At 67.9% G+C, this 19,758-nt stretch carries 22 protein-coding genes, 1 tRNA gene and 1 pseudogene; 8 read left to right on the top strand and 16 right to left on the bottom strand.

The genetic code is table 11. The annotated features are described in order from the left end of the window. Nucleotides 1-21: 21 nt before the first annotated feature. The 5 genes from AB0D85_RS39885 (at nt 22) to AB0D85_RS39865 (ending at nt 5,439) form a co-directional block, all read left to right on the top strand. Nucleotides 22-1,848, top strand: a complete 1,827-nt coding sequence (locus AB0D85_RS39885) for a putative nucleotidyltransferase substrate binding domain-containing protein (RefSeq protein WP_362331805.1) — start codon at nt 22-24, stop codon at nt 1,846-1,848. After that, the gene (locus tag AB0D85_RS39880) at nt 1,845-2,498 is read left to right on the top strand and encodes a 3'-5' exonuclease (protein ID WP_362331802.1); all 654 of its coding nucleotides are present in this window, start codon (nt 1,845-1,847) and stop codon (nt 2,496-2,498) included. Before AB0D85_RS39885 ends, AB0D85_RS39880 begins: the two co-directional genes overlap by 4 nt. Before the next feature lie 301 nt (nt 2,499-2,799). Then, nucleotides 2,800-4,140 (top strand): MFS transporter, encoded by a 1,341-nt coding sequence (locus AB0D85_RS39875; protein WP_362331799.1) that lies wholly within the window; start codon nt 2,800-2,802, stop codon nt 4,138-4,140. Nucleotides 4,141-4,581: 441 nt separating this feature from the next. Next, nucleotides 4,582-4,782, top strand: a complete 201-nt coding sequence (locus tag AB0D85_RS39870; RefSeq protein ID WP_362331796.1) for a hypothetical protein — start codon at nt 4,582-4,584, stop codon at nt 4,780-4,782. 581 nt (nt 4,783-5,363) lie between these two features. Further along, nucleotides 5,364-5,439, top strand: a tRNA-Arg gene (locus AB0D85_RS39865). 68 nt (nt 5,440-5,507) lie between these two features. Here the strand turns inward: AB0D85_RS39865 and AB0D85_RS39860 are convergent. The 12 genes and pseudogenes from AB0D85_RS39860 to AB0D85_RS39805 all read right to left on the bottom strand — a co-directional run bounded on the left by AB0D85_RS39860 (nt 5,508) and on the right by AB0D85_RS39805 (nt 12,882). Next, nucleotides 5,508-6,661: pseudogene (locus tag AB0D85_RS39860) on the bottom strand (site-specific integrase). Beyond that, a complete protein-coding gene (locus AB0D85_RS39855) occupies nt 6,661-6,849 on the bottom strand; it encodes a helix-turn-helix domain-containing protein (protein ID WP_362331793.1) in 189 nt (62 codons plus the stop codon). Before AB0D85_RS39855 ends, AB0D85_RS39860 begins: the two are co-directional and overlap by 1 nt. Then, entirely contained in the window at nt 6,846-8,270 is a 1,425-nt protein-coding gene (gene repSA, locus AB0D85_RS39850) for a replication initiator protein RepSA (protein ID WP_362331789.1), read from the bottom strand. The genes AB0D85_RS39855 and repSA overlap by 4 nt, the downstream gene beginning before the upstream one ends. A 91-nt stretch (nt 8,271-8,361) precedes the next feature. Beyond that, nucleotides 8,362-8,691, bottom strand: a complete 330-nt coding sequence (locus AB0D85_RS39845) for a SpdD-like protein (RefSeq protein ID WP_362331786.1) — start codon at nt 8,689-8,691, stop codon at nt 8,362-8,364. Nucleotides 8,692-8,715: 24 nt separating this feature from the next. Continuing rightward, nucleotides 8,716-8,871: a hypothetical protein gene (locus AB0D85_RS39840; RefSeq protein ID WP_263209767.1), complete on the bottom strand. Its 156-nt coding sequence runs from the start codon at nt 8,869-8,871 to the stop codon at nt 8,716-8,718. Between the two features lie 13 nt (nt 8,872-8,884). Next, nucleotides 8,885-9,076: a mobile element transfer protein gene (locus AB0D85_RS39835; protein ID WP_362331781.1), complete on the bottom strand. Its 192-nt coding sequence runs from the start codon at nt 9,074-9,076 to the stop codon at nt 8,885-8,887. Between the two features lies 1 nt (nt 9,077). Next, entirely contained in the window at nt 9,078-9,272 is a 195-nt protein-coding gene (locus AB0D85_RS39830) for a hypothetical protein (protein WP_362331778.1), read from the bottom strand. Nucleotides 9,273-9,303: 31 nt separating this feature from the next. Next, on the bottom strand, nt 9,304-9,957 hold the full coding sequence (locus AB0D85_RS39825; RefSeq protein WP_362331775.1) for a DUF2637 domain-containing protein: 654 nt from the start codon (nt 9,955-9,957) through the stop codon (nt 9,304-9,306). After that, on the bottom strand, nt 9,957-10,166 hold the full coding sequence (locus tag AB0D85_RS39820; protein ID WP_362331772.1) for a hypothetical protein: 210 nt from the start codon (nt 10,164-10,166) through the stop codon (nt 9,957-9,959). Before AB0D85_RS39820 ends, AB0D85_RS39825 begins: the two co-directional genes overlap by 1 nt. An 83-nt stretch (nt 10,167-10,249) precedes the next feature. Then, complete coding sequence (locus AB0D85_RS39815; RefSeq protein ID WP_362331769.1) at nt 10,250-11,605, bottom strand: FtsK/SpoIIIE domain-containing protein; 1,356 nt, start codon at nt 11,603-11,605, stop codon at nt 10,250-10,252. A gap of 2 nt (nt 11,606-11,607) precedes the next feature. Continuing rightward, nucleotides 11,608-11,964 (bottom strand): hypothetical protein, encoded by a 357-nt coding sequence (locus tag AB0D85_RS39810; protein WP_362331766.1) that lies wholly within the window; start codon nt 11,962-11,964, stop codon nt 11,608-11,610. A 138-nt stretch (nt 11,965-12,102) separates the two neighbouring features. Then, nucleotides 12,103-12,882 (bottom strand): GntR family transcriptional regulator, encoded by a 780-nt coding sequence (locus AB0D85_RS39805; protein WP_362331763.1) that lies wholly within the window; start codon nt 12,880-12,882, stop codon nt 12,103-12,105. An 18-nt stretch (nt 12,883-12,900) separates the two neighbouring features. Here AB0D85_RS39805 and AB0D85_RS39800 point away from each other — a divergent pair, with 18 nt between their 5' ends. Both AB0D85_RS39800 and AB0D85_RS39795 read left to right on the top strand, forming a co-directional pair. Then, nucleotides 12,901-13,365, top strand: coding sequence for an NUDIX domain-containing protein (locus tag AB0D85_RS39800; RefSeq protein WP_362331760.1), 465 nt, complete (start codon nt 12,901-12,903; stop codon nt 13,363-13,365). A 1,190-nt stretch (nt 13,366-14,555) separates the two neighbouring features. Beyond that, nucleotides 14,556-16,223, top strand: a complete 1,668-nt coding sequence (locus tag AB0D85_RS39795) for a hypothetical protein (protein ID WP_362331757.1) — start codon at nt 14,556-14,558, stop codon at nt 16,221-16,223. Between the two features lie 489 nt (nt 16,224-16,712). On the opposite strand, the gene AB0D85_RS39790 is transcribed toward AB0D85_RS39795, so the two are convergent. The 4 genes from AB0D85_RS39790 to AB0D85_RS39775 all read right to left on the bottom strand — a co-directional run bounded on the left by AB0D85_RS39790 (nt 16,713) and on the right by AB0D85_RS39775 (nt 18,778). After that, the gene (locus tag AB0D85_RS39790) at nt 16,713-17,015 is read right to left on the bottom strand and encodes a hypothetical protein (RefSeq protein WP_362331754.1); all 303 of its coding nucleotides are present in this window, start codon (nt 17,013-17,015) and stop codon (nt 16,713-16,715) included. After that, nucleotides 17,012-17,755 (bottom strand): GntR family transcriptional regulator, encoded by a 744-nt coding sequence (locus tag AB0D85_RS39785; RefSeq protein WP_362331752.1) that lies wholly within the window; start codon nt 17,753-17,755, stop codon nt 17,012-17,014. The genes AB0D85_RS39790 and AB0D85_RS39785 overlap by 4 nt, the downstream gene beginning before the upstream one ends. Beyond that, nucleotides 17,752-17,976, bottom strand: coding sequence for a hypothetical protein (locus AB0D85_RS39780; RefSeq protein WP_362331750.1), 225 nt, complete (start codon nt 17,974-17,976; stop codon nt 17,752-17,754). The genes AB0D85_RS39785 and AB0D85_RS39780 overlap by 4 nt, the downstream gene beginning before the upstream one ends. Nucleotides 17,977-18,499: 523 nt before the next feature. After that, nucleotides 18,500-18,778 carry a hypothetical protein gene (locus tag AB0D85_RS39775; RefSeq protein WP_362331747.1) on the bottom strand — a complete coding sequence of 93 codons (279 nt, stop codon included), beginning with the start codon at nt 18,776-18,778 and terminating at the stop codon, nt 18,500-18,502. Nucleotides 18,779-18,856: 78 nt separating this feature from the next. Here AB0D85_RS39775 and AB0D85_RS39770 point away from each other — a divergent pair, with 78 nt between their 5' ends. Further along, on the top strand, nt 18,857-19,612 hold the full coding sequence (locus AB0D85_RS39770) for a GntR family transcriptional regulator (RefSeq protein ID WP_362331744.1): 756 nt from the start codon (nt 18,857-18,859) through the stop codon (nt 19,610-19,612). The last annotated feature ends 146 nt before the right edge of the window (nt 19,613-19,758 follow it).

The raw sequence follows: 19,758 nt of genomic DNA, 5'->3' as shown, positions 1-19,758 counted from the left end.
GCACGGGCAGGAGAACGGCCCATGAGGGAGTTCGTCGAGTTCCTGGGCGCTCAGGCGCCCTACGACCGGCTCGAACCCGACGACCTGGAGCGGCTGGCGCACGAGGTCGAGGTCGAGTACTTCACCACCGGTGAGGTCATCGTCGCCAGCGGATCGCAGGGCCTGGACCACATCTACGTCGTGCGCACCGGATCCGTCGAAGTCACCAGCCAGGGGCGGGTGGTCGACGTCCTGGGGCAGGGCGACACGTTCGGTCACGTCTCCGTTCTGTCCGGCCTCCCGCCGGCACTGACCGTGCGCGCCGCCGAGGAGACCCTCTGCTACCGGCTCCCGGACCCGCGCACGGTGGTACGGCAACCGGAGCGGCTGACGTACGCGCACTACGGGACCCTGATCGCCCGGGACCGGCTCATCGCGGCGGGCGGCGCCTCCGACCGGCTGGAACGCCCGGTCGGCCAGTTCCTCCGGCCGGTCGTGTGGTGCCGGCCGGAGGACACCGTGCGCGAGACCGCCGTGCGCGTCACCGCGGCCGGTCAGTCCTGCGCGCTGATGCGGCTCAGGGACAGCTTCGGCATCGTCACCGACGACGACTTCCGCCGCCGGGTGGCCACCGGCGAGGTGCCGCTGGACGCGCCGGTCTCCGCCATCGCCAGCTCCCCGGCGCTGACCGTGACGGACGATGTCAGCGTCAGCACCGCGTATCTGCGGATGATCGAGGTCGGCGTCCACCACGTGGTGGTCACCGGCGCCGACGGCGGCGTGCGGGGCGTTGCCCGGGTCATCGACATGGCCTCGGCCGAGGTACGGCACCCGCTGGTGGTCCGCAGCGCGATCGCGTCGGCCCGCTCGCTCGACGAGCTGGCCGAGGCGTGCAAACTGCTGCGCCCCACCGTCGTGGAGCTGCACGACGCGGACGTCTCGGCCACTCATCTCGGCGCGGTGCTGACCGCGATCGTCGACGCGGTGCTGCTCAAGGCGGTGGCGCTGCACGCGCAGGACCGCACGCTCGCCGACCTGGTCGCCTCGTGGATGGTGCTGGGCTCCTTCGCGCGGCGGGAGCCGTTGCCCGACTCGGACATCGACACCGCCCTGTCGTGGCGGCCCAGGCCGTCGGCCGCCGAGCCCCCCGGCCAGGACGCCGTCCGGTCCGCCGCCGACGATGTCCTGGGCGACCTCGTCAGATGCGGTCTCCGCCTGTGCCCGAACGACGCCAACGCCTCGCATCCGCTGTTCAACAGGACCGCCGCGTCCTGGCGCAGGACGGTGTCCGGGTGGATCCGTGATCCCGCGGATCCGGTCCATCTGCTGCTCGTCTCGGCCATGCTGGACAGCCGCGCCATGACGCAGCGCGCGCTGGGGCAGGCCGTCCCGGCCCAGCTGCTGACCGGGCCGGGCCGACAGGACCTGCTCAAGGCGATGCTGCGGTTCGCCCTCACCGAGCGCCCCCCGGCAGGATTCGTCCGCGGTTTCGTGGTGGAGCACTTCGGTGAACGCCGCGGCCACCTCGACCTCAAGCGCGCCGGGCTGCGTCCGGTCACCTCGCTGGCCCGGGCGCTGGCTCTGCAAGCGGGGGACACCAGCGGCTCGACCCCCGACCGGCTCGGCCGCGCGGCCGACGCGGGACTGCTGACCACCGGCGAGGCGGACATGCTGAAGGGCGCGTTCACCCTCTGCTACTCACTCCTGGTCGAGGAGGAGGTGACCGCCCTCCGCGCGGGCCGGGCCCCGGAGACGTTCATCGCGTCGGCGCAGCTGGACCCCTTGCAGCGCCGCCACCTTCGCAACGCCTTCCGCGCGATCACCCAGGTACAGGACCGCATCAGCGCCGGACTCCCAGGCCTGGCGTGAGACTGCCCCTGCTCGGACCCACGGGCCCCGCGGCCCGCCGGTACGCGGCGTCACCACCGGACACCGGCATCGCGTGGCGAGCCGCCGACTACTGCGTCCTGGACGTGGAGACCACCGGGCTCGACCCGCGCCGCGACCAGATCATCGCCTGCGGGGCGGTGCCCGTCTCGCAGGGCCGCATCCGGGCAGCCGACGCCTTCTACCAGCTGATCAGACCCGACTGCGCCATCGCGGAGTCCGCCACTCGCGTCCACGCCCTGCGCCAGGCCGACCTGGACGGCGCTCCCCGTATGGAGGAGTGCCTGGAGGAACTGCTGACGGTCATGACCGGACGGATCCTCGTCGCCCATTCGGCCTGGGTCGAGCGGGCGTTCCTGGGCCGGGCCCTGAGACCGGCCCGGGTAACCCTGCACGAGCCCGTCCTCGACACCGCCGCCCTTGCGTACCGCTGCCTGGATCTCCCACGGCGCCCGGGCTGGGCGATCAGCCTGGAGTACACGGCATCCGCACTCGGAATGCCCGTGCACACGCCGCATCACGCCCTGGGAGACGCCATGACCACGGCCGAGGTCTTTCTCGCGCTGGCCGGCCGGCTCTCTGCAGGCACTGCCCGCACGGTGTCGGACCTGGTGGATCTCCAGACCCGCTGACACGTCGAAGGGCATGCCCGCTCAAGTGACGACGGGGGGGTTGGCGACCCACACCCCAACGACTATGGTTACCGACTATCGGTAATGTTCTACCTTCCCTGCCCTCCCAGCCCGTACGAAGGATCAATCCCCTGAAGGATCAATCCCGGAGGAGTGCGGACACGTTCGCCGACGTTCCCGTGCCGGGCTCGCGCCTGCGAGGGCCCGGCACGAGCGGACGCGTGGACGTCCCGCCCGGTCTCTCCCCGGACCGCCAGTCCCCGGGTCGTCCCCATCCCGAACGACGGATCGGTTGCTGACAATGACGGAAGACCGGCCCACGCGGCCGTTCAAGCGGGCTCTGATCGCGAGTGTCAGCGGTCAGGCCCTGGAGTGGTACGACTTCTCCCTCTACGGGCTCGCCGCCGCACTGGTGTTCCCCCATGTGTTCTTCCCCGGAGCCTCCGACTTCGCGGGGCTGCTGGCGTCCTTCGCCACCTTCGCGGTCGGGTTCATGGCCAGGCCTGTGGGCGGTCTCGTCTTCGGCAGGCTCGGCGACCGCATCGGCCGGTCCCCGACGCTCGTGATCACGATCCTCGTGATGGGCCTCGCCACCGTCGCGATCGGCCTGCTCCCCACCTACCACCAGGTCGGCATCGTGGCCCCGCTCCTGCTCATCCTCCTGCGGGTCGTCCAGGGCATCGGCGTCGGCGGCGAGTGGAGCGGCTCGGCCGTGCTCGTCGTGGAATACGCCCCCGAACGTCGACGCGGGTTCTTCACCAGCCTCATCAACTCCGGCGAGTACATCGGGACGCTGCCCGCCGCGGGCCTGTTCGCCCTCATGTCGGCCACCATGTCCGACGAGACCTTCAGGTCCTGGGGCTGGCGGATCCCGTTCCTGATCAGCATGGTCGCGGTCGTCGCAAGCCTGATCATCCGGAGGTCGGTCGAGGAGACGCCCGAGTTCCGGGCCGCCCAGAGCGAAGGGATCGAACCGCCCTCGCTGCGGGAGTCACTGCGGACGCAGCGCAAGAGCATCGCGACCGTCGTCGGCCTGCGCATCTTCGAGAACGCGTCCGCGTATCTCATCACCGCGTTCGCCGTCACCTACGCGCAGTCGGCCGGCCACGCCTCAGAGACGGTCACCACCCTCGGCGTCGTCTTCGCGTCGGCCGTGACGATCCCGATGATCCCGCTGTGGGGGCACCTGTCCGACAGGATCGGCAGGAAGCGGGTCTTCGCCGGCGGCGCCTGCTTCCTGCTGGCCTTCTACATACCCCTGTTCCTGCTCATCGGCTCCGGCCGGACCGCGCTGATCTGGCTGGCGTTCGCGCTCTCCTACGCGTTCGGCATGGCCCCCATGCTGTCGGTGGAACCCTCCTGGTTCGCCGAGCTCTTCCCGACCGAGTTCCGGTACAGCGGAACCGCCATCAGCGCCAACCTCGGCGCGGTCTTCGCCGGCGGCATCGCGCCCTTCATCGCCACAGCGCTCTACGGCGCGAACGGCGACTCGATGACACTGGTCTACGTCTACATCGGATTCCTCGGCCTGGTGACGCTCACCGCCGTCGCGCTGGCGCGCGAGACACGGGGCCTGCGCCTGACCTCCGACGCCGGGCCACCCGAGGCGAAGACGGCCGCCGCCGAACCGGAGTTGCACTGAGCCGACAGGGCGCCGGCCGCTGCGGTGAGAGCGGGGTGACCGGGTCGTTCTGCCGGGTCGTTCTGCCGGGCCGTTCTGCCGGGCCGTTCTGCCAGGCCGTTCTGCCAGGCCGTTCTGCCAGGCCGCCGTACACCGGGCGAAGATGCCCGGGACGTGCAGTGCGGACAGACGTGCAGTGCGGACAGACGGACAGAGGGACAGGCGGACAGGCGGACAGGCGGACAGTGACGGTCGTGCCGTGTTTCGAGCGACAAGACTGAGCCACTGTCCTGATGTCCCAACTGGTCGGCACGGCGGGTCGGTTGTGCGGGCAGCCACGAGCGCTGCCGGTGGAAGGGGGGTCCTGCCGACGACGGAGAGGAGGAGACATGGACCACCAGTCCATCGGGGTACCCCCGGCTCCCGCCAGGGTGTTTGACGCAGGGCGTAGTGGGGGGCGCCGTGCCCCGGGTGGAGGTGAAGATCCGGTTCAACCAGTTGGAGAAGGCGCCCTCGTGGGTGGTGACCAGGTTGTACGCCGGTGACGTAGCGGTGTGCTGCCAGATGCCGCCGATCCGCGAGACGAAGGACCCGGTGGGGGCGTCCGGTCCGAGCCGGCCCAGGAAGGTGCCGTCCGCACCGATGGTCGTGCCGCTGAGGTAGTCGTAGGCCGGCTTGGCACCGCGGGCGCGGCGTCACGCATCGGGGCCTTGCGGTCCGGGGCGGTGCCCCGCACGGGCTTGGGGCGGCGCGCGGGCCGCCCGGCGCCCCGACCGGGTCGCCCTTGACCCACCTGGAGAACGCCCTCGACCAACAACAACTCTGGCCCGGCCCCGCAGCGATCCACGCCTCCACGGCAACCAGACACCAGGAGATCCAACCCAACCACTCACTACCCACGACCGGCCGACGGCCACCCCTCGGGCACCTGCGACCACACAAGCTCCGCACCAGCGACGGAACGGACATAAGAGGCCCCCGCTCATCCCGAAAACAAGCGACCCACCCCTCAGCGTGATTCGGAGAACGGCAGGTCACGCACCGCGTAGCAGCGCTGCCCCCGTGCTCCATCCCATCGCTCCGCCCCGATCCGCTACGCTGTTCCCGTCAGCGGTCAGGTCGCGCCCGATGCCCGCCCGGGAATCCGAAGCGAGCACCAGCGCACCCCCACTGACCAGCGGGCTTGTACACCGAGGCCGAAGATCCACGCACTGGGTTTTCTCCAAGGTTTTCCACAAGCCCACGCCTTCGTAGCTCAGGGGATAGAGCACCGCTCTCCTAAAGCGGGTGTCGCAGGTTCGAATCCTGCCGGGGGCACCAGGCAAAAGGCCCCGGACCGATCTTGGTCCGGGGCCTTTGACATCCAGTTTTGACATCAACGGGGGCGGTCAGCCGCGACCGGGACGCCGCTTTCGCAGTAGCCGGTCCATGTGGCTCATGGCCTCGCGCTGGGTGTCCTGGACGACGTGCGTGTACACGTCCATGGTGATGCTGATCTGAGAGTGGCCGAGGATCTCCATCACAACGCGGGGCGCGACCCCAGCCGCCGTGAGGAGGGTGGCGGTGCCGTGGCGGGCGTCGTGCAGCCGGATGACGCGGAGGCCGGCGGACTCGGCGACGCGGGTGAAGGAGCGGTAGAGGTTGCGCGGCTCGACGGGGCGGCCGGTGCGGGTGGCGAAGACGTAATCGGACTCCTGCCACCTCTCCCCTGCCTTTGCGCGTGCGTGTGACTGCCGCATGCGGTGCCAGCGCAGGGGCGCGATGCAGAGGGCGGGCAGCGGGACGGCTCGGCGACGGCGGCTCTTGGGATCGTCGTCGTACAGGACTCCACGGCGGCGCTGGACCTGGTGGCGGACGTAGAGCACGCGGTTGTCGAGGTCGAGGTCAGACCAGCGGAGGCCGACGATCTCTCCCCGGCGCAAGCCCATGGCGATGGCGAGGACGAATGCAGCGTAGAGCGGGTCCTTGCGGGAAGCCGCGAGGAAGTCGAGCGTCTCGTCCAGGGTCCAGGGGTGCAGCTCGGGTGTGTCCGTGCGGGGCGGCTCGACGAGCTTGGCGACGTTTCGTGTGATGAGCTCCTCGCGGCAGGCGGAGGACAGCGCCGAGCGCAGAACTCGGTGCGATTCCTTGGCAGTTGCGGCGGTCGTCTCCTTCTCCAGGCGGACGAGGAAGCGGCGGACGTCGGCAACGCCGAGGGATTCGAGGCGCTTGGTACCGAGGCGGGGCACCAGGTAGAGGCGGACGTGTGCCTCGTACTTGTCGAACGTGCTGAGCTTCCGTCGGGGCTTGATGACGTTGTCCAGCCAGTACGGCAGCCACTCGGAGAGCTTGGCGGACTTGGTGGGTACGGGGATGCCCTGATCCACCTTGTCGAGCAGCGCCCGGCGCTTGGCGTCGCATTCCGCCCAGTCCTTGCCGTAGGCGAACTTCCGAGCAGTGGTGCCGTCCGGCTGAAGCACATAGACCGCGCACTGGAAGCGGCCGTCCTTGCGCTTGGTGATGGTGCCGGCGCCGTCGGGTTGCGCTTGCGCTGAGTGGCCATCAGGCAGCCTCCTCCAACTGACCGCGGACGAAGTCCCGGACGGCGTCAGCGGGGATGCGACGAGCGCCGTCGATCTTGATGGAGACGAGGCGGTGCGACCGGATGAGGTCATAGACCTTGGAGCGCCCGAGCTTGAGCCGGGCCATGACCTCCGGCACGGTCAGGAGTTCGGCGGTGGCGGTGGTCATGCTGCGGCTCCCTCCTCGGTGAGCTTGTCGCGCAGGGCGTCGCGCGCGGTCTCGCGGTTGGTCTGGAGATCGCGGGCGATGGTGGCGGCGAGGGCGGCTTCGCCCGGGGTGTGGCCGTGGCCGGCGTATTGCCAGTCGGTCAGGACGAGAACGGTGTCCGGCTCGCGGTCGTCGAGGCCGAGGGCGGAGGCCTCTTGGGCGGCGCGGTAGTCGGCGCGTTCCTGGCGGAGGGCGCCGAGAGTGGTGGAGTAGGTGCGCGACTTGGACGAGAAGTGGCCGCGGAAGCCGAGCATGTGCGCCCAGGCCCAGAGACGTCGGTCCGGGTAGAGGGCGTCCAGGTCACGGCAGGCGGTGATGAGTCGGCGGGCGTGGTCGGGGACGTGGTGGCGGTCGAGTTCGGTGAGTTCGCCGATACGGCGGTCGAGGGTGCCGGTGTTCTCGGCGGCTTTGGTGGCGTACTTGGCCACGTAGGAGGCGACGGCCTGTTCGGTGATGTCGGAGCCGTCACCGAAGGCCTTGACCGGACGGACGTCGAGTTGCCGGCCCCATCGGAAGGTGCGGGCGGGTTGGTCGGCGGCGGCCGGGACGGAGACGGACGTGTACGAGTGCGCGGCGGCGGCGCGGGTCGCGTCGGTGAGGAGATCGACCGTGGCCCAGGCGGGCGGCGGCGTGCCGGGTCCGTCGGGGCCATCGAGTCGGATGACGGCGTGGAAGTGGAGGGCGCCGCGCTTCTGGAATTCGGCGACCTTGCCGTACGAGACGCGGAGGTGGTCGGCGAGTTCACGGCGGGGCAGGCCGGCGCGGGCGGCGAGTTCGCGACGGAGGCGGGTGGTGAAGCGCTGCCAGAGCTGACCGGCGTGGTTGTTGAAGAGGACGGCGCCCGCGTAGTCGTAGGACTTCGGGTCGAGAGCAGTGCCCAGCTCGGAGGCGTCGGGGGTGTGCAGCGTGCCGCAGCGGCAGGTGCCGCCGTGGTCGGGGCGGTTGTGGACCGGGCCGAAGGAGGGGGCGGTGAGGGTGGTGAAGACGCGCGGGTGGTCGCGGACGGCGGCGGGGATATCGCGGCGGTCGTCTCCGGCGAGGCCAGCGCGGATCAGGTGATAGGTGTCGCCCGCGTAGGTCCAGGCGCAGGAAGGGCAGCGGGAGGCGCGACGGTTGCCGCAGGCGAGGCGGAGGCGTCCGCCCGGTTCGGTGGCGGTGGAGTAGTGGTGCAGGGTCTCGCCGGTGGTCTTGTCCTTGTGGAGGGTCCAGCCGGTGAGGTGGATCGGGTCGGAGCAGCCGCCGGTACGGCGGATCTGGTCTTCCCAGCGGGTGTAGTCGGTGGCCGAGGCGACCCGGAGGACGTCCCGGAGGGTGGTCGGGTCGAGTTGCGGCGGGTTGGGCGGGTGCGTCTTCTGTGTCGCGGGTGAGGCCCGGTGGGCCATGCTGGGGGTTCCTTCCGGTTGCGAGATCGATCGGTGGGGACGGCTCCCGGGCGGCGGATGCTTGGCGGTATCGAGGCCGCCCGGGGGCCGGTCAGCGGCGCTTGGCCTCGGAGGCGAGCAGGGAGCGCAGGACGACCGCGCAGACGGCGACAGAAGCGCCGGTGATGGCGACCGCCAGGAGCAGGGAGACAAGGACGGCACCGACGACCAGGACGACGGCCGTGCCGCCGCCGACCAGGGCGAAGGCAGTGCCGGGGGTGAGTTGGACGACCGGGCGGGACGGCGGTGCGGGAACGGCGACGGGTGCCGGCGGGACCGGGGTGGCCTGGGTGCCGGGGGTGATGGTGGTCGGGTGGATGACGGCGGTCGGGGTGGTCAGGCCGGTGGGCTGGGGCATGGTCGGGAGCTTGGGCCGGAGCATGGGCGGTTCTCCTTTCGCGGCGGGTTACTTGACGGCGGTGTTGATGAGTGGGGCGAAGACGCTGTCGGCGAGGAGGTAGCCGCCGAGGAGGAGCACGCAGATCAGCCACCAGGGCGGGCGGATGAGCTTGACGCCGAGGTAGCCGACGGCCAACAAGGCGAACCAGAGCGGAACTTGCATGGACCGTGGCCTCCTAGGCGACGCGGCAGCGATGCGTACGGGCGGCGAGCTGGGCGGCGGTCTGGCTGGAGTAGTCGGAGGACCAGCCGCAGCGGTCGGCGGTGCAGACGGCGGCGTGTGTGGTACGGCCGTTGCGGTCACGGTGGGTGCCGATCTGCACGGGGCCGATCCGCATCAGGGAGTGGAAGTTGTCGCGGGCGGGCATGTCAGTCGTTCTCCTTTCGGGCGGCCGTCGGGTCGGGAAAGGTGGCGCGGATACCGGCGGCGGTGGCCGGGTCGGGGGTGCGCTTGGCGGCCTCCTCGGCGAGCAGGTGGGCGAGGTAGGGCCGACCGGCTACGGCCATCTCGCGGGCGCTGTCGAGGTAGTCGGCAGCGGTCAGGGCAGCGGGGTCGCGGGTCATCCGTTGTCCTCCTTCCGGTGTCTCTCGGGGATCAGGTGAGGTGGGCGACAATGGCGTCGGCGAGGTGGGGCGGGACGCCGAGGCGGGAGCGGAGAGTTTCGGAGTCGATCGGGGATCCGGTGCGGGCGCGGTACTCGTCGGCGACTTTGCGGGCGTGGTCGACGAGGGCGGCGGGGACCTGGGGCACCGGCGCCGCAGCGGTCGTAACTTCCGGCGCGGGGGCCACGTCGAGCGCGGTCACGGCTTCCGATGCGGACTGCTCGGCGCCAGGCGTGTCCGAGACGGGGGCCGGCGGAATCGGCTCCGACTCCCGCTCGGCAGGCGACGAGTGAGCGAGGAGCGTGCCGCCGAGGAAGGCGAGCGCGGGCCATCCGGCGATGCCGAGGCGGAGCAGGGCGGGCGGATCGGTCAGGTCGAGGAACCCGGCGGTGGCGACGTTGGCGCCGAGCGAGGCGAACAGAGCGACGACGAACCAGCACCACGCCAGCCGGGACGGCCCTTCGCTGCGTAGCCGCCGCCAAGCGGCGACCAAGAGCAGGTCGACGCTGACCGGGTAGGCCCAGGCCTTCCAGCCGTTCTGTCCGGAAGCGGCGGCCAGGTCGTGCAGGTGGGCGAAGGACAGGGCACCGGCGATCACGGCCTGAATCAGGACAGCGTCGACCCGGAGACCGTGACGGGCGCCCATCAGACGTCGCCCGGGGAGGCAGGGCGGCCGCCGTCGGGGTCGTGGTCCTGGTCGTCCGGGAACATGCCGGGCGGCTCGGGCAGCGAGACGGCGAGGGACGTGCTGACGGCGTCCACGAAGTCGAGGTCGGCGCCGGCCATGTCGGCGTAGAGGGCGAGTTGGCCGAGCAGGAGAACGGTCCGGGCGAAGTCCTCGCAGTCCGGGCACATGGCGGGTCTCCGTTCATTTGGGCATGGCGGGGTAGGGACGCGGCGCGAAGGCGGTCACGCCGACCGTGAGGAGCGGTGAGAGATCAGGCGGTGGCCGAGGACGCCTTGACCAGCGCCACGGACTCGGCGTCGGAGCCGAGGAGAACGGGCCGGAACGGGGCCAGCTCGGGCAGGTCCGGGGTCCGGTCGGCGTGCCGGTTGCAGATGTTCACGGCCTGGCGAAGCGAGGTGTGCGGGGCGCGGATGCGGTGCCACCCGCCGGAGGAGTCTCCCGCGATGGCAAGGCCCCGCATCTCGGCCGGGATCTGGATGGCGGCGAGGACGGCGTCCGGGGAGATGTCGCCGAAGGCCATGTTGGCGGACGATTCGTCGTTGACGCGGTGGGCGGTACGGCCGGTGAGCTGGGCACGGAGCATGGTGATGCCCTTGCCGAGTTCGGAGCCGAAGCGCTGCCCGCAGATTTCGAGGTAGATGCCGGCCGCGCGGCCGAGTTGGGCAAGACGAACCAAAGCGGTGACGATGCGATCCCGGCGCTTCTCCTCCTCCTTGCTTGCATACAGAGCGAGTTCGGCGACCTCATCGACCAGAACCACGACCGGCACCGGGCGCAGGTCGTCGGGCAGGTCCCAGATGTCGGCGGCGATCTCCGCATCCGGTACGTCGGAGGTGATCCGCTGCTGTGACCGGATGAGCCGATACACACGCTCCATCCGTGCCACCAGGGCATCGAGCACTTCGGCGGCGGTGTCGGGGTCGTCGGCCAGCGCGGAGAACCGGCGGGCCAGCGGGAACAGTTCAACCCCCTGCTTGCAGTCGATGCCGACGAGGGCGACGTCCATCGGGGCGAGTCCGGCGACCAGATTGCGTTGGTAGACGGACTTGCCGGACTCCGTGGCTCCGAGGGTGAGGGCGTGGGGTATCGCACGGTAGTCGCGATAGTGCACCGAGCCGTCCTGCCGCAGTGCGACCGGCACCCGCATCGGCCGCGGGTCGGTCTCGGCCGGCATCTGCACCCGCTTGAGCACGTCGTATCCGGTCATCCGCACCTCGACGACGCCGGAGCGCACTTCCCGCGAGGTGACGCCGTACATGGAGAACGAGTGCCGGAGCCGGTCCGAGGCGGCGGCGATGTCGAAGGCGTCCTGCCCGGGGCGGAGCTTGAGCCGCAGGACCAGGCCCGTACGGGTCGGCCGCAGCCGCAGGATGCGCGGCGGACGCGGCTCCGGTATCGGCCGGTTGGCGGCACGGGCAAGAGCGAGCCGCCACCGGGCGGGCGGGACGGTCAGCCCGCACGCGTCCATCACGGAGCTGTACCGGACCAGGACCCGCACCACGGCCAGCGTGACCCCGAAGGTCAACCAGTACCAGGCGGGGCGCCGCCACCGCAGGAGACCCACGGCAGCGACGACCAGCACCAGAGCGACCGTGAACCCGTTCATGATCAGGCCGCCTTGGACCCTGCGGCAGCACTGGCGAGCGAGGTCACCGCGACCGCGCGGAACGCGATGCCGTGCCGCTTCTGGCCGTTGAAGTCGTTCTCCCACGGCCGGGCGATGAGCCCCGTGAGCGCGACCGGCGTACCCATGGCCAGCTCACCGGAGATGCCCGGCTCCGGAACGGTGATGGACAGGATCTCCACCTCCTCGTTCGCCGCGAACATCACGTCCACGGTCATCAGCTTCGCTCCGGTCTCGGTGTCGGTGGCGATCTCGCCGGTACGGCGGTCACGCACCTTGACCTGCGGGGACTTGGCGACCATGACAATCGCGCCGGAGGTGTCGACGGGAATCTGACGCACAGAGATCACTCCTCTATAGATGCTGAACTCCGCCACTCATGTACATGAGTGACATGAAGAAGAGTGCATCACTCCTGTACATGAGTCAACCCGCCACGAAGAAGAACTCGCGACGGGCTGTGAGAAGTTGAGCGGGCGTCAGTCGCCGGCAGGGATCCGGTACTCGAAAACGAACTGGTCAGCGGCCATGAGGGTGTCGCACACCTCGACCACGAGGCCCGCGGCCGTACGAGCTTCCCGGATCAGATGAACCACAGGCGCACTGGGGCTCAGCGCGAGCTCCGACGCCTCCGCCTTCGAGGCCGGCCGCGCTTGCAGCGTCTCGACGAACTCCGCGAACTCATGCCCGTGGTCTTCCAGTCGGGCGTAGATGCCACCGCCGCCGGGGTTCTCGGCGAACAACTCGGGGATGTCCTTCACGACGTCCCAGGGCAGGTAGGACGTGGCGGTCTCGACCGGGGTGCCGTTACGGAAGTACAGGCGCCGGCGAGCCAGCACCTGCGTACCGGCGGGGACGCCCAGGCGCTCGGCGGCATCCTCGGGCGCCTCCATGGGCCCGATGTAGAGGACGCTCACCTTGGCCGTGGCCCCGGACTGCGCGGACTCCGCAAGGTAGGCCGCCTGGCCACCCTGCCGGAGCGAGCGCCGGAAACGATCGGAGGAGCGATGCCGCACCGGAGGCCGGTTCTTCACGATCGATCCCTTGCCGTGCCGGGTCTCGACCAGCCCACTAGCCCGCACCTCGACCATGGCCTTACGGATCGTCCCGCCGGATACGCCATAGCGGTCCACCAGCTCGGACTCACTCGGCACCATGTCACCAGGCTTGAGAACCCCCGCCCGAATCTGCTGCACGATCTCATCCGCGATCTGCACGTACCGAGGCCCGGTACCGACCCCTCCCGCCGCAGTTCCCATAGTCCTTCCCTGCCTCCTATGCTCCTCTACATGAGTCAACCACAGGAAGCGACACCCTCCCCCCTGCACTCCGTGTCCGTAGCCGGAGCAGTGGTGCGCGAGGACGGCCGCCTCCTGGCGATCCGCCGAGCCGACAACGGCACCTGGGAACTCCCCGGAGGCATCCTCGAACTCAACGAGACCCCCGAAGCCGGCGTCGCCCGCGAGGTCCTGGAGGAGACCGGCATCCACGTCGAGATCGACGAACTCACCGGGGTCTACAAGAACACGACCCGGGGCATCGTCGCCCTGGTCTTCCGCTGCAAGCCCTCCGGCGGCACCGAACGCACCTCAAGCGAATCGACCGCCGTCTCCTGGCTCACCCGCGACGAGGTCAGCGACCGCATGTCCGAGGTGTACGCGGTCAGACTCCTCGACGCCCTGGACGGCAACGGCCCCCACGTCCGCAGCCACGACGGCAAGCGCCTCATCCCAGCGGGATAAAACCTTCTCTCCATCATCAAGGCGGCTCGCTCCGCTCCCCGCGCGCGGCCCGGCCCCCGTCCGGGCCTGCGCTCCTGCCTTCGTCCCGCTCCAGCCCGGCCGGCGCCCGTGCCGCGCTCATGGCAATCAGTCGCCTGATGCCAGAGAAGGGGTACGTCGTGGCTGGGGCGGTCGGCTCCGCGGCTTTACGGAGCCACTTTGGCGCGAGCCTCGAAGATCATGGCCCCAACGTCGTGCTTTACCGGGCAGATCCACAGACTGCCCGACGCGCCGGAAGCTTACGGGGCCATGATCACTCGCGCCAAAGCAGCGCCACCCCAAAGCCGCTCCGCCAACCTCGTCGCTTGGATGATGCCCAGCCGGTGGTCAAACGCGAAGCCGAGCAGTTACGGTGAGTATGCGACACGACGTCAGGTTTATGGGGAGGGGCCTGTGCCAACTTCTATGAAGCGCGGTCTTGTGGCAGGAACATCGGTCGTGGTTGCAGCTGCGACGGGGATCGTCACGAACATTGCCACGAATCAGGCTGGCTTGGCTTGGTGGGTTTCACTCGGCACCTTGTTGGTTATAGGTGTGGGAGCCCAGGTTTGGCTTACAAGCACTGAAGGGCAAGGCGCGAGCATCCGGGCGGCCGGCGCCGGGAGCGTAGCGGTTGGCGGGTCTACCCGTAGCGCCGTAAGTACTCACACCCGCGGGCCTGCGCAACAGATTCCACCAGGAAGCCCCGCCGAAGGAATTCTGGCAGCAGGTCCAGGGAGTATAGCGATAGGCGGAGAGGCGACCGGCGATCTCTCCACAGACGTGGAAACTACGGACTAAGCAAGGCTATGCGACGGAAGAGCACCACAGCATCTGGACTTGCATCGGTTGCCGTAGGCGGTGACGTTCAGGCTCCTATCATAACCAACCCCCAGATACACGTCACGTTGCAAGAAACCGAGGCCCTGAATACAGCCGACTGGCCCAAAGTCCATGAAGTCGATGCACTTACTCTTGGGGTTCACCGGGCCCGAACCATCACTGATGCAACTTCGCTTCCGCCGTACATTTTGCGCGACGTGGACTACGAGGTAGCACGGCAGCTAAAATATATCGCTGCCCACGGAGGAATGGTCCTACTGACTGGCGATTCCACCTCCGGTAAGAGCAGGACGGCATTTCACGGGATCCAGCGATGTATGCCCGATCGCGTGATCTATGCACCCTCGCGGGGCACCACCTTATCCGCTCTACCGCAAGCAATCCGATCCAGTAGTCACGGCCCGTTCCTTCTCTGGCTGGACGACTTGGAGGGTTTCCTTGGGAAAGACGGCCTGAATCCTTCCCTGCTGGATTCACTCAAAAGGCTCGGCGTCGCAATAGTCGCAACCATGCAAGATCATCTATTCGAGACGTATGCGAATATTCAAGCCCCCGAAACGAATGCCGAGCATGACGCATCTCGACAGATAGGCAATCGCCTACTTCGGGCAGTAGAACCAATCCGAATAGGTCGCCTCTGGAGTGCTAACGAAATCGCCAGGGCATCTGCTGCATCCGACGAGCGACTGACTGACGCAGTGACCCATAGCGCCGTATATGGTGTATCGGAATACCTAGCGGCCGGACCAGCCTTGTTGCAATCGTGGCTCAGTGCTCAGCGAGTAAATGGAAACCCCCGAGGCGCAGCTCTAGTTCAAGCTAGCGTCGACCTCGCTCGCGCAGGGTTCCGCGGAGCTGTTGATATCGATGTTCTCGAGGAACTGCACACCAGGTATCTACCGGATCCATCACTGAGACCGGAAACTTGGAGTGAAGCGGTAGCTTGGGCTACCAAAGTTCGGTACGGCGTTTCTGGGCTACTGGTTCCCGGCGAGTACGAAGGAACTTGGCGCGCCTTTGATTATCTCCCCGACTCCGCCTCACGTAACAAAAAGGACCACGGCGAGATTCCTGACTTTATCTGGGAAGAATCCCTGCATCTTTGCCCAGATGACGATGATCTATGGCGTATGGGTATGGGCGCATACATGGAGGGAAGGAGTCAGTTCGCTATTGCAGCCTGGGAGCCCCTTGCCGAGAGCGGTAACGGAAGTGCCGCGTCAAATCTTGCAGCGATATTCAGCGAGATGGGAGATCATGAGGCCGCTCGATATTGGCGCTACATAGAATCTCAAGATGATTTCCATTCAGTCACCATTCCAGTTGACCCATCGGCGCCTCTTTACGATAACAAGTCTGGAGAGGTGACAGTCGGTCAATCCCGAGATGGTGAGCGGCTGCGGATTGCCATCCATAAACCAGGCCTAGGAGTGCGCCATGGCGTGATCGCAGGAGGCAAGGCAGTAGGCAAGAGCAATAGCATGACTCTGGTGCTCCTCGGCGCACTGAGCAGCGGAAAATACGTGCTGTGGCTCATGGACTGGTCCCCTGAGCAAAAGCACTATGAGCCGCTGAAAGGCACTGGAGTCGTTGATTGGTTTGTCGGGAACAATACGGATAGCGCCGTTAATATGCTCTCCGCCGCTGTTCGGATTATTGAGTTCCGCAAGGGGAAGGGTGGATATATCGATCCCACAGCCGAAAAACCGGCGATCGTCATCGGTATCGAGGAAGCCCACCGCCTGTTCAATCAGAGCAGCGAGGCGGCAATGCTGTGTCTGCAAATCTTACACGACGGGGCAAGCGCGGGCGTGAGCATATTTTTGACACTTCCGGACATAACCTTAGAGAGTTTTGGAGGGAACGCTGAACTGAGAGCTGAAGTGATCACAAATGATGGGCACTGGAAATTTTTCATGGGCGAAGGGGGGCTCTCAATGTTGCGCGACGCAAAGCGGATAGAAAAAGGGCCGTCAATTGATGACCCCTTCGATTAATAGGCACTTAAATTCCGTGTAACCCCAGCTAAGCAGGCGGGTTTACCATGCCGTGTGCCGTCAAACTCCCGAAGGGGTGCTCACAGAACTCTGCCGTCGAAGCAATGACGGCAGCGACGTCAGACGGCAGCAGTGTCCGGCAGCCTGGCACGGTGGCAGCACAGGCCCTCGAACCGGCTCGCCAAGGTGCGCCCACATCATCCAAGCGTCTGACCGCAACCGCGAGCCTCCTTGAGGTGAGCGTCTACTGAGACCGGTGGGGGCACAGCGAGGCACACTCGCGCCTGCCTGGTCGACTGGCCCGCCGCTGTGGCTGGCTGTCGTCACCTGAGGCTCAGACGGTCGCAGAGAGATTCCGCTCCGCATCGATGCGCGGCGTATCGACAGGGGCCGGCACAACGCGACGAGGAGGAGAGCCCGATTGGTGCTCAGGCTCCCCTCCCCGCCAGGACCGTCGTTATCGTCAAGTGCCCATTCGCCCGCTCCTTTTCACTCGCCCTGCCTTTCGCTCACCGCCAGGAGGTGGCCGCGGCTGGTCGCGACTCGGAGGACGTCTCGCAGAGCGCCGGTCAGTTCCTTCGCCAGGCGCCGCATGTCCTCCTGGTTCGTGCCCTGGTCGCCGAGGGCTTCGGAGGCTCGTTCCAGCAGCTTGGCCGCCGTGCCGAGCTGGACTGCCTCGATGTTGTCCGCCAGGCGGGACATGGAGCCGTCCGGGTCGTCGGTACTCAGGTAGCAGGGCTTGCCTTCCGGCCCCGACCACGGGAGAAGCCGCAGTTCGTTCCGTGGCGTCATCCTTGCGTCTGCCTCTCATCGGTCATGTGGTGGATGGTGAAGACCGCGTCGACGCGATCCCCTGGGAACGCCAGTAGTGCGGCTTCGACGACTCGTCCGGTGGGGTCGGTCGCGACTCTTGTGATCGCGAGGACGGGCGGGACGGAGCCGATGCGGAGGGCCGAGGCTTCGTCCGGCGTCGGCTGACGGGCGCACACCGTCTCCCTCACGATGGCCGGCGACGGGCCCAGTACGGCGAATCTCGTGACCGTTTCCCGGCAGATGGACTCGTCGTCGAGGACCCCGGCCGGTACGAGGTCACGCGGGATGTAGATACGGGCCAGCCCGTGTGGTGCGTCTCCTTCGAGGCTGACGCAGGTGAACTCGGCGAGGGGACTGCCCGTGGGCACCTTCAGCAAGGTCGTCAGGTGCCCGTGAGCCTGCACCGTCGCGCTGCGGATGGTGACGCGTAAGGGCGCGTCGGCGGCGGTCCAAGGGTCCAGCGTGCCCCAGCCGCCGACGTACATGATCTTGCGCACCGGGCGGCGGACGAAGTTGCCCTTGCCGTGGATCTTCTCGACGAGGCCTTCCCCTTGGAGCACCGCGAGGGCGTTCCGCAGAGTCACCGTGCTGACCTTGTACTGGTCGGCCAGGCCGGCTTCGGACGGAAGACGCTCGCCAGGCTGGATCCGACCGGTCGTAATCTGGCGCCGCAGGTCCTCGGCGATGTCTTGGTGACGAGACGGCACGATTCCCGTCACCGCCTTCTCAGCATTCGAACGCCGGCGAGTCGGGTGCGGCTGTGTATGGTCAGCGACTCGCCTGACTCGAAGACGAGTTGCTTGGCGCCGTGAGGGAGTTGGAGGAGGTCTCTCACCCGGCAGGCGCAGCCCCCGAGTTGGATGATGTCGCCACACTGGACAGTGGTCGAAGTGACCTCGATGTGGGAGATCAGAACGCCACCGGGGACCCGTTCGCTCACCCGGTCACCTCCGCACACGCGGACTGGTCACGCGCCGTGTGGCACGAGCAGTCACACACTTCGTAGATCACCGGCAGGTCGACCGACGGTGAGGCCGGGGAGGACTCCGCGCAGGCGGAATGGGTGCCGATGTGACAGGCAATCGATCGGTACGGGGCGGCAGAGGTGTCCGCGATACGAGGCTGTTGGCGAGAAGACATCAGCGAACCCCCGCGAGGACCGACCAGGTATCGGTCGGTACATGGGAAGCGACCGCTACCGAGCGCCCCCGTACCCGCGCCTCCCAGGCCAGCACGTACGGGCGGACGAGCGCCGTGTCCTCACCCCTGAGCGGGTGTCGGTGGTCCGGGCCCGCAGAAGCCCGACTCAGAACGACGGTCAAGGCGTCAGCTGACACAGGAGAGGCGGAAGCGGTAGACGGCCGCGCGGGCGCTAAGGGGCGGCGGTGCCTGCCCTTCGGGAAGCGCCGCGCTCTGGTGAGGGAGACGGCACGGCGGATACGGTTGAGCACGCTGTTCAGCTCCTATCGCTGATGGCCCGGTCCCCCGACATCGCCCGTCGTGGGGACCGTTTTGCGTACGACCGCCCAAAGGGTGCGGCCGTTCAAGCTGGTGGCGAGGAGCCCGAACCGATCGGCCTCCGCCACCACGTCCAGGACCTCCCGCCATGTCTCGGCAGAGACTGATTCCGGTATCTCCGCTTCCACCGAGGTGTGTCGGGGGTGTTCCTCCACCCGCGCGAGGAGCCCGAGAGCGGACAGCCGGGCGGCGATGGCCGCCGCGCTAACTCCCGAAGCGGGCACAGGGCAGCCTCCGTCACCAGCGATCACTTTGAGTGAAGCTAGTTAACTAGATTAGAGCTAGTGGACTAGATTTTCCATATGCCTGAGCAGCCGCCCTATCTCCGCATCGCCGACGAGCTTCGGCAGCGCATCGCGGAGCAAGTATGGGAGCCGGGGGACCGCCTGCCGTCCCGCGCCCAGATCGGCCAGGAGTACGGCGTAGGTGAGAACGTGGTCCGCCGGGCGCAGGAGTTGCTGATCTCCCAAGGAGTGCTGGAAGGCCGCGCCGGATCGGGCACTTACGTCGCCGAGCCCCGGCAACGGGTGCGGGTCGTCCGGTCAACCGCCCGCGAGCAGCCCAGCGGATCGCCGTTCCGGGCCGACATGAAGGCCGTCGGCAGGCAAGGGGATTGGGAGAGCCGGACGGACGCCAAGGTGCTGGCGCCGAGGGAGATCGCGGCGCGACTCGGAATCGCCGAGGGCGAGTTGTGCGTCCGGACGACGTATGAGTTCCTGGCCGACGGCAGGCCGGTGCAGCTGTCGACGAGTTGGGAGCCGTACGACCTCACGGCCGGCACTCTCGTCGTACTGCCCGAAGGTGGGCCCCACGCGGGTACCGGGGTCGTGAACCGCATGGCCGCGATCGGCGTCACGGTCAGCCATGCCGTGGAACAGCCGGAGCCGAGGCAGGCGAGCGCCGAGGAGGCGTCACTACTGGGCATCCAGAAGGCCGCGCTCGTTACACACATCCGGCGGACGTACTACAGCGACGACGGACGGCCCGTGGAAACGGCGGACATCGTGGTACCCGCGGCTCACTGCGAGATCGTCTATGAGATCCCGATCAACCGCTAGGTGTACTGGTCACGAGCGTTGTTGACACTCACGGGGCTTGCTCATGGCGCAGCGAGCTGGCCGCCATCACCGGTGTATCGGACGTAAAGGTGTGGCCCCCGACCGGCATGAAGGCCGAGACTGACCCGGCCAACGCCTGACCTCTG

The organism is Streptomyces sp. NPDC048277 (assembly GCF_040652235.1).
GTDB lineage: Bacteria > Actinomycetota > Actinomycetes > Streptomycetales > Streptomycetaceae > Streptomyces.
The sequence above is the reverse complement of the archived record's forward strand: the minus strand, read 5'-3'. Positions and strand labels throughout refer to the sequence as shown.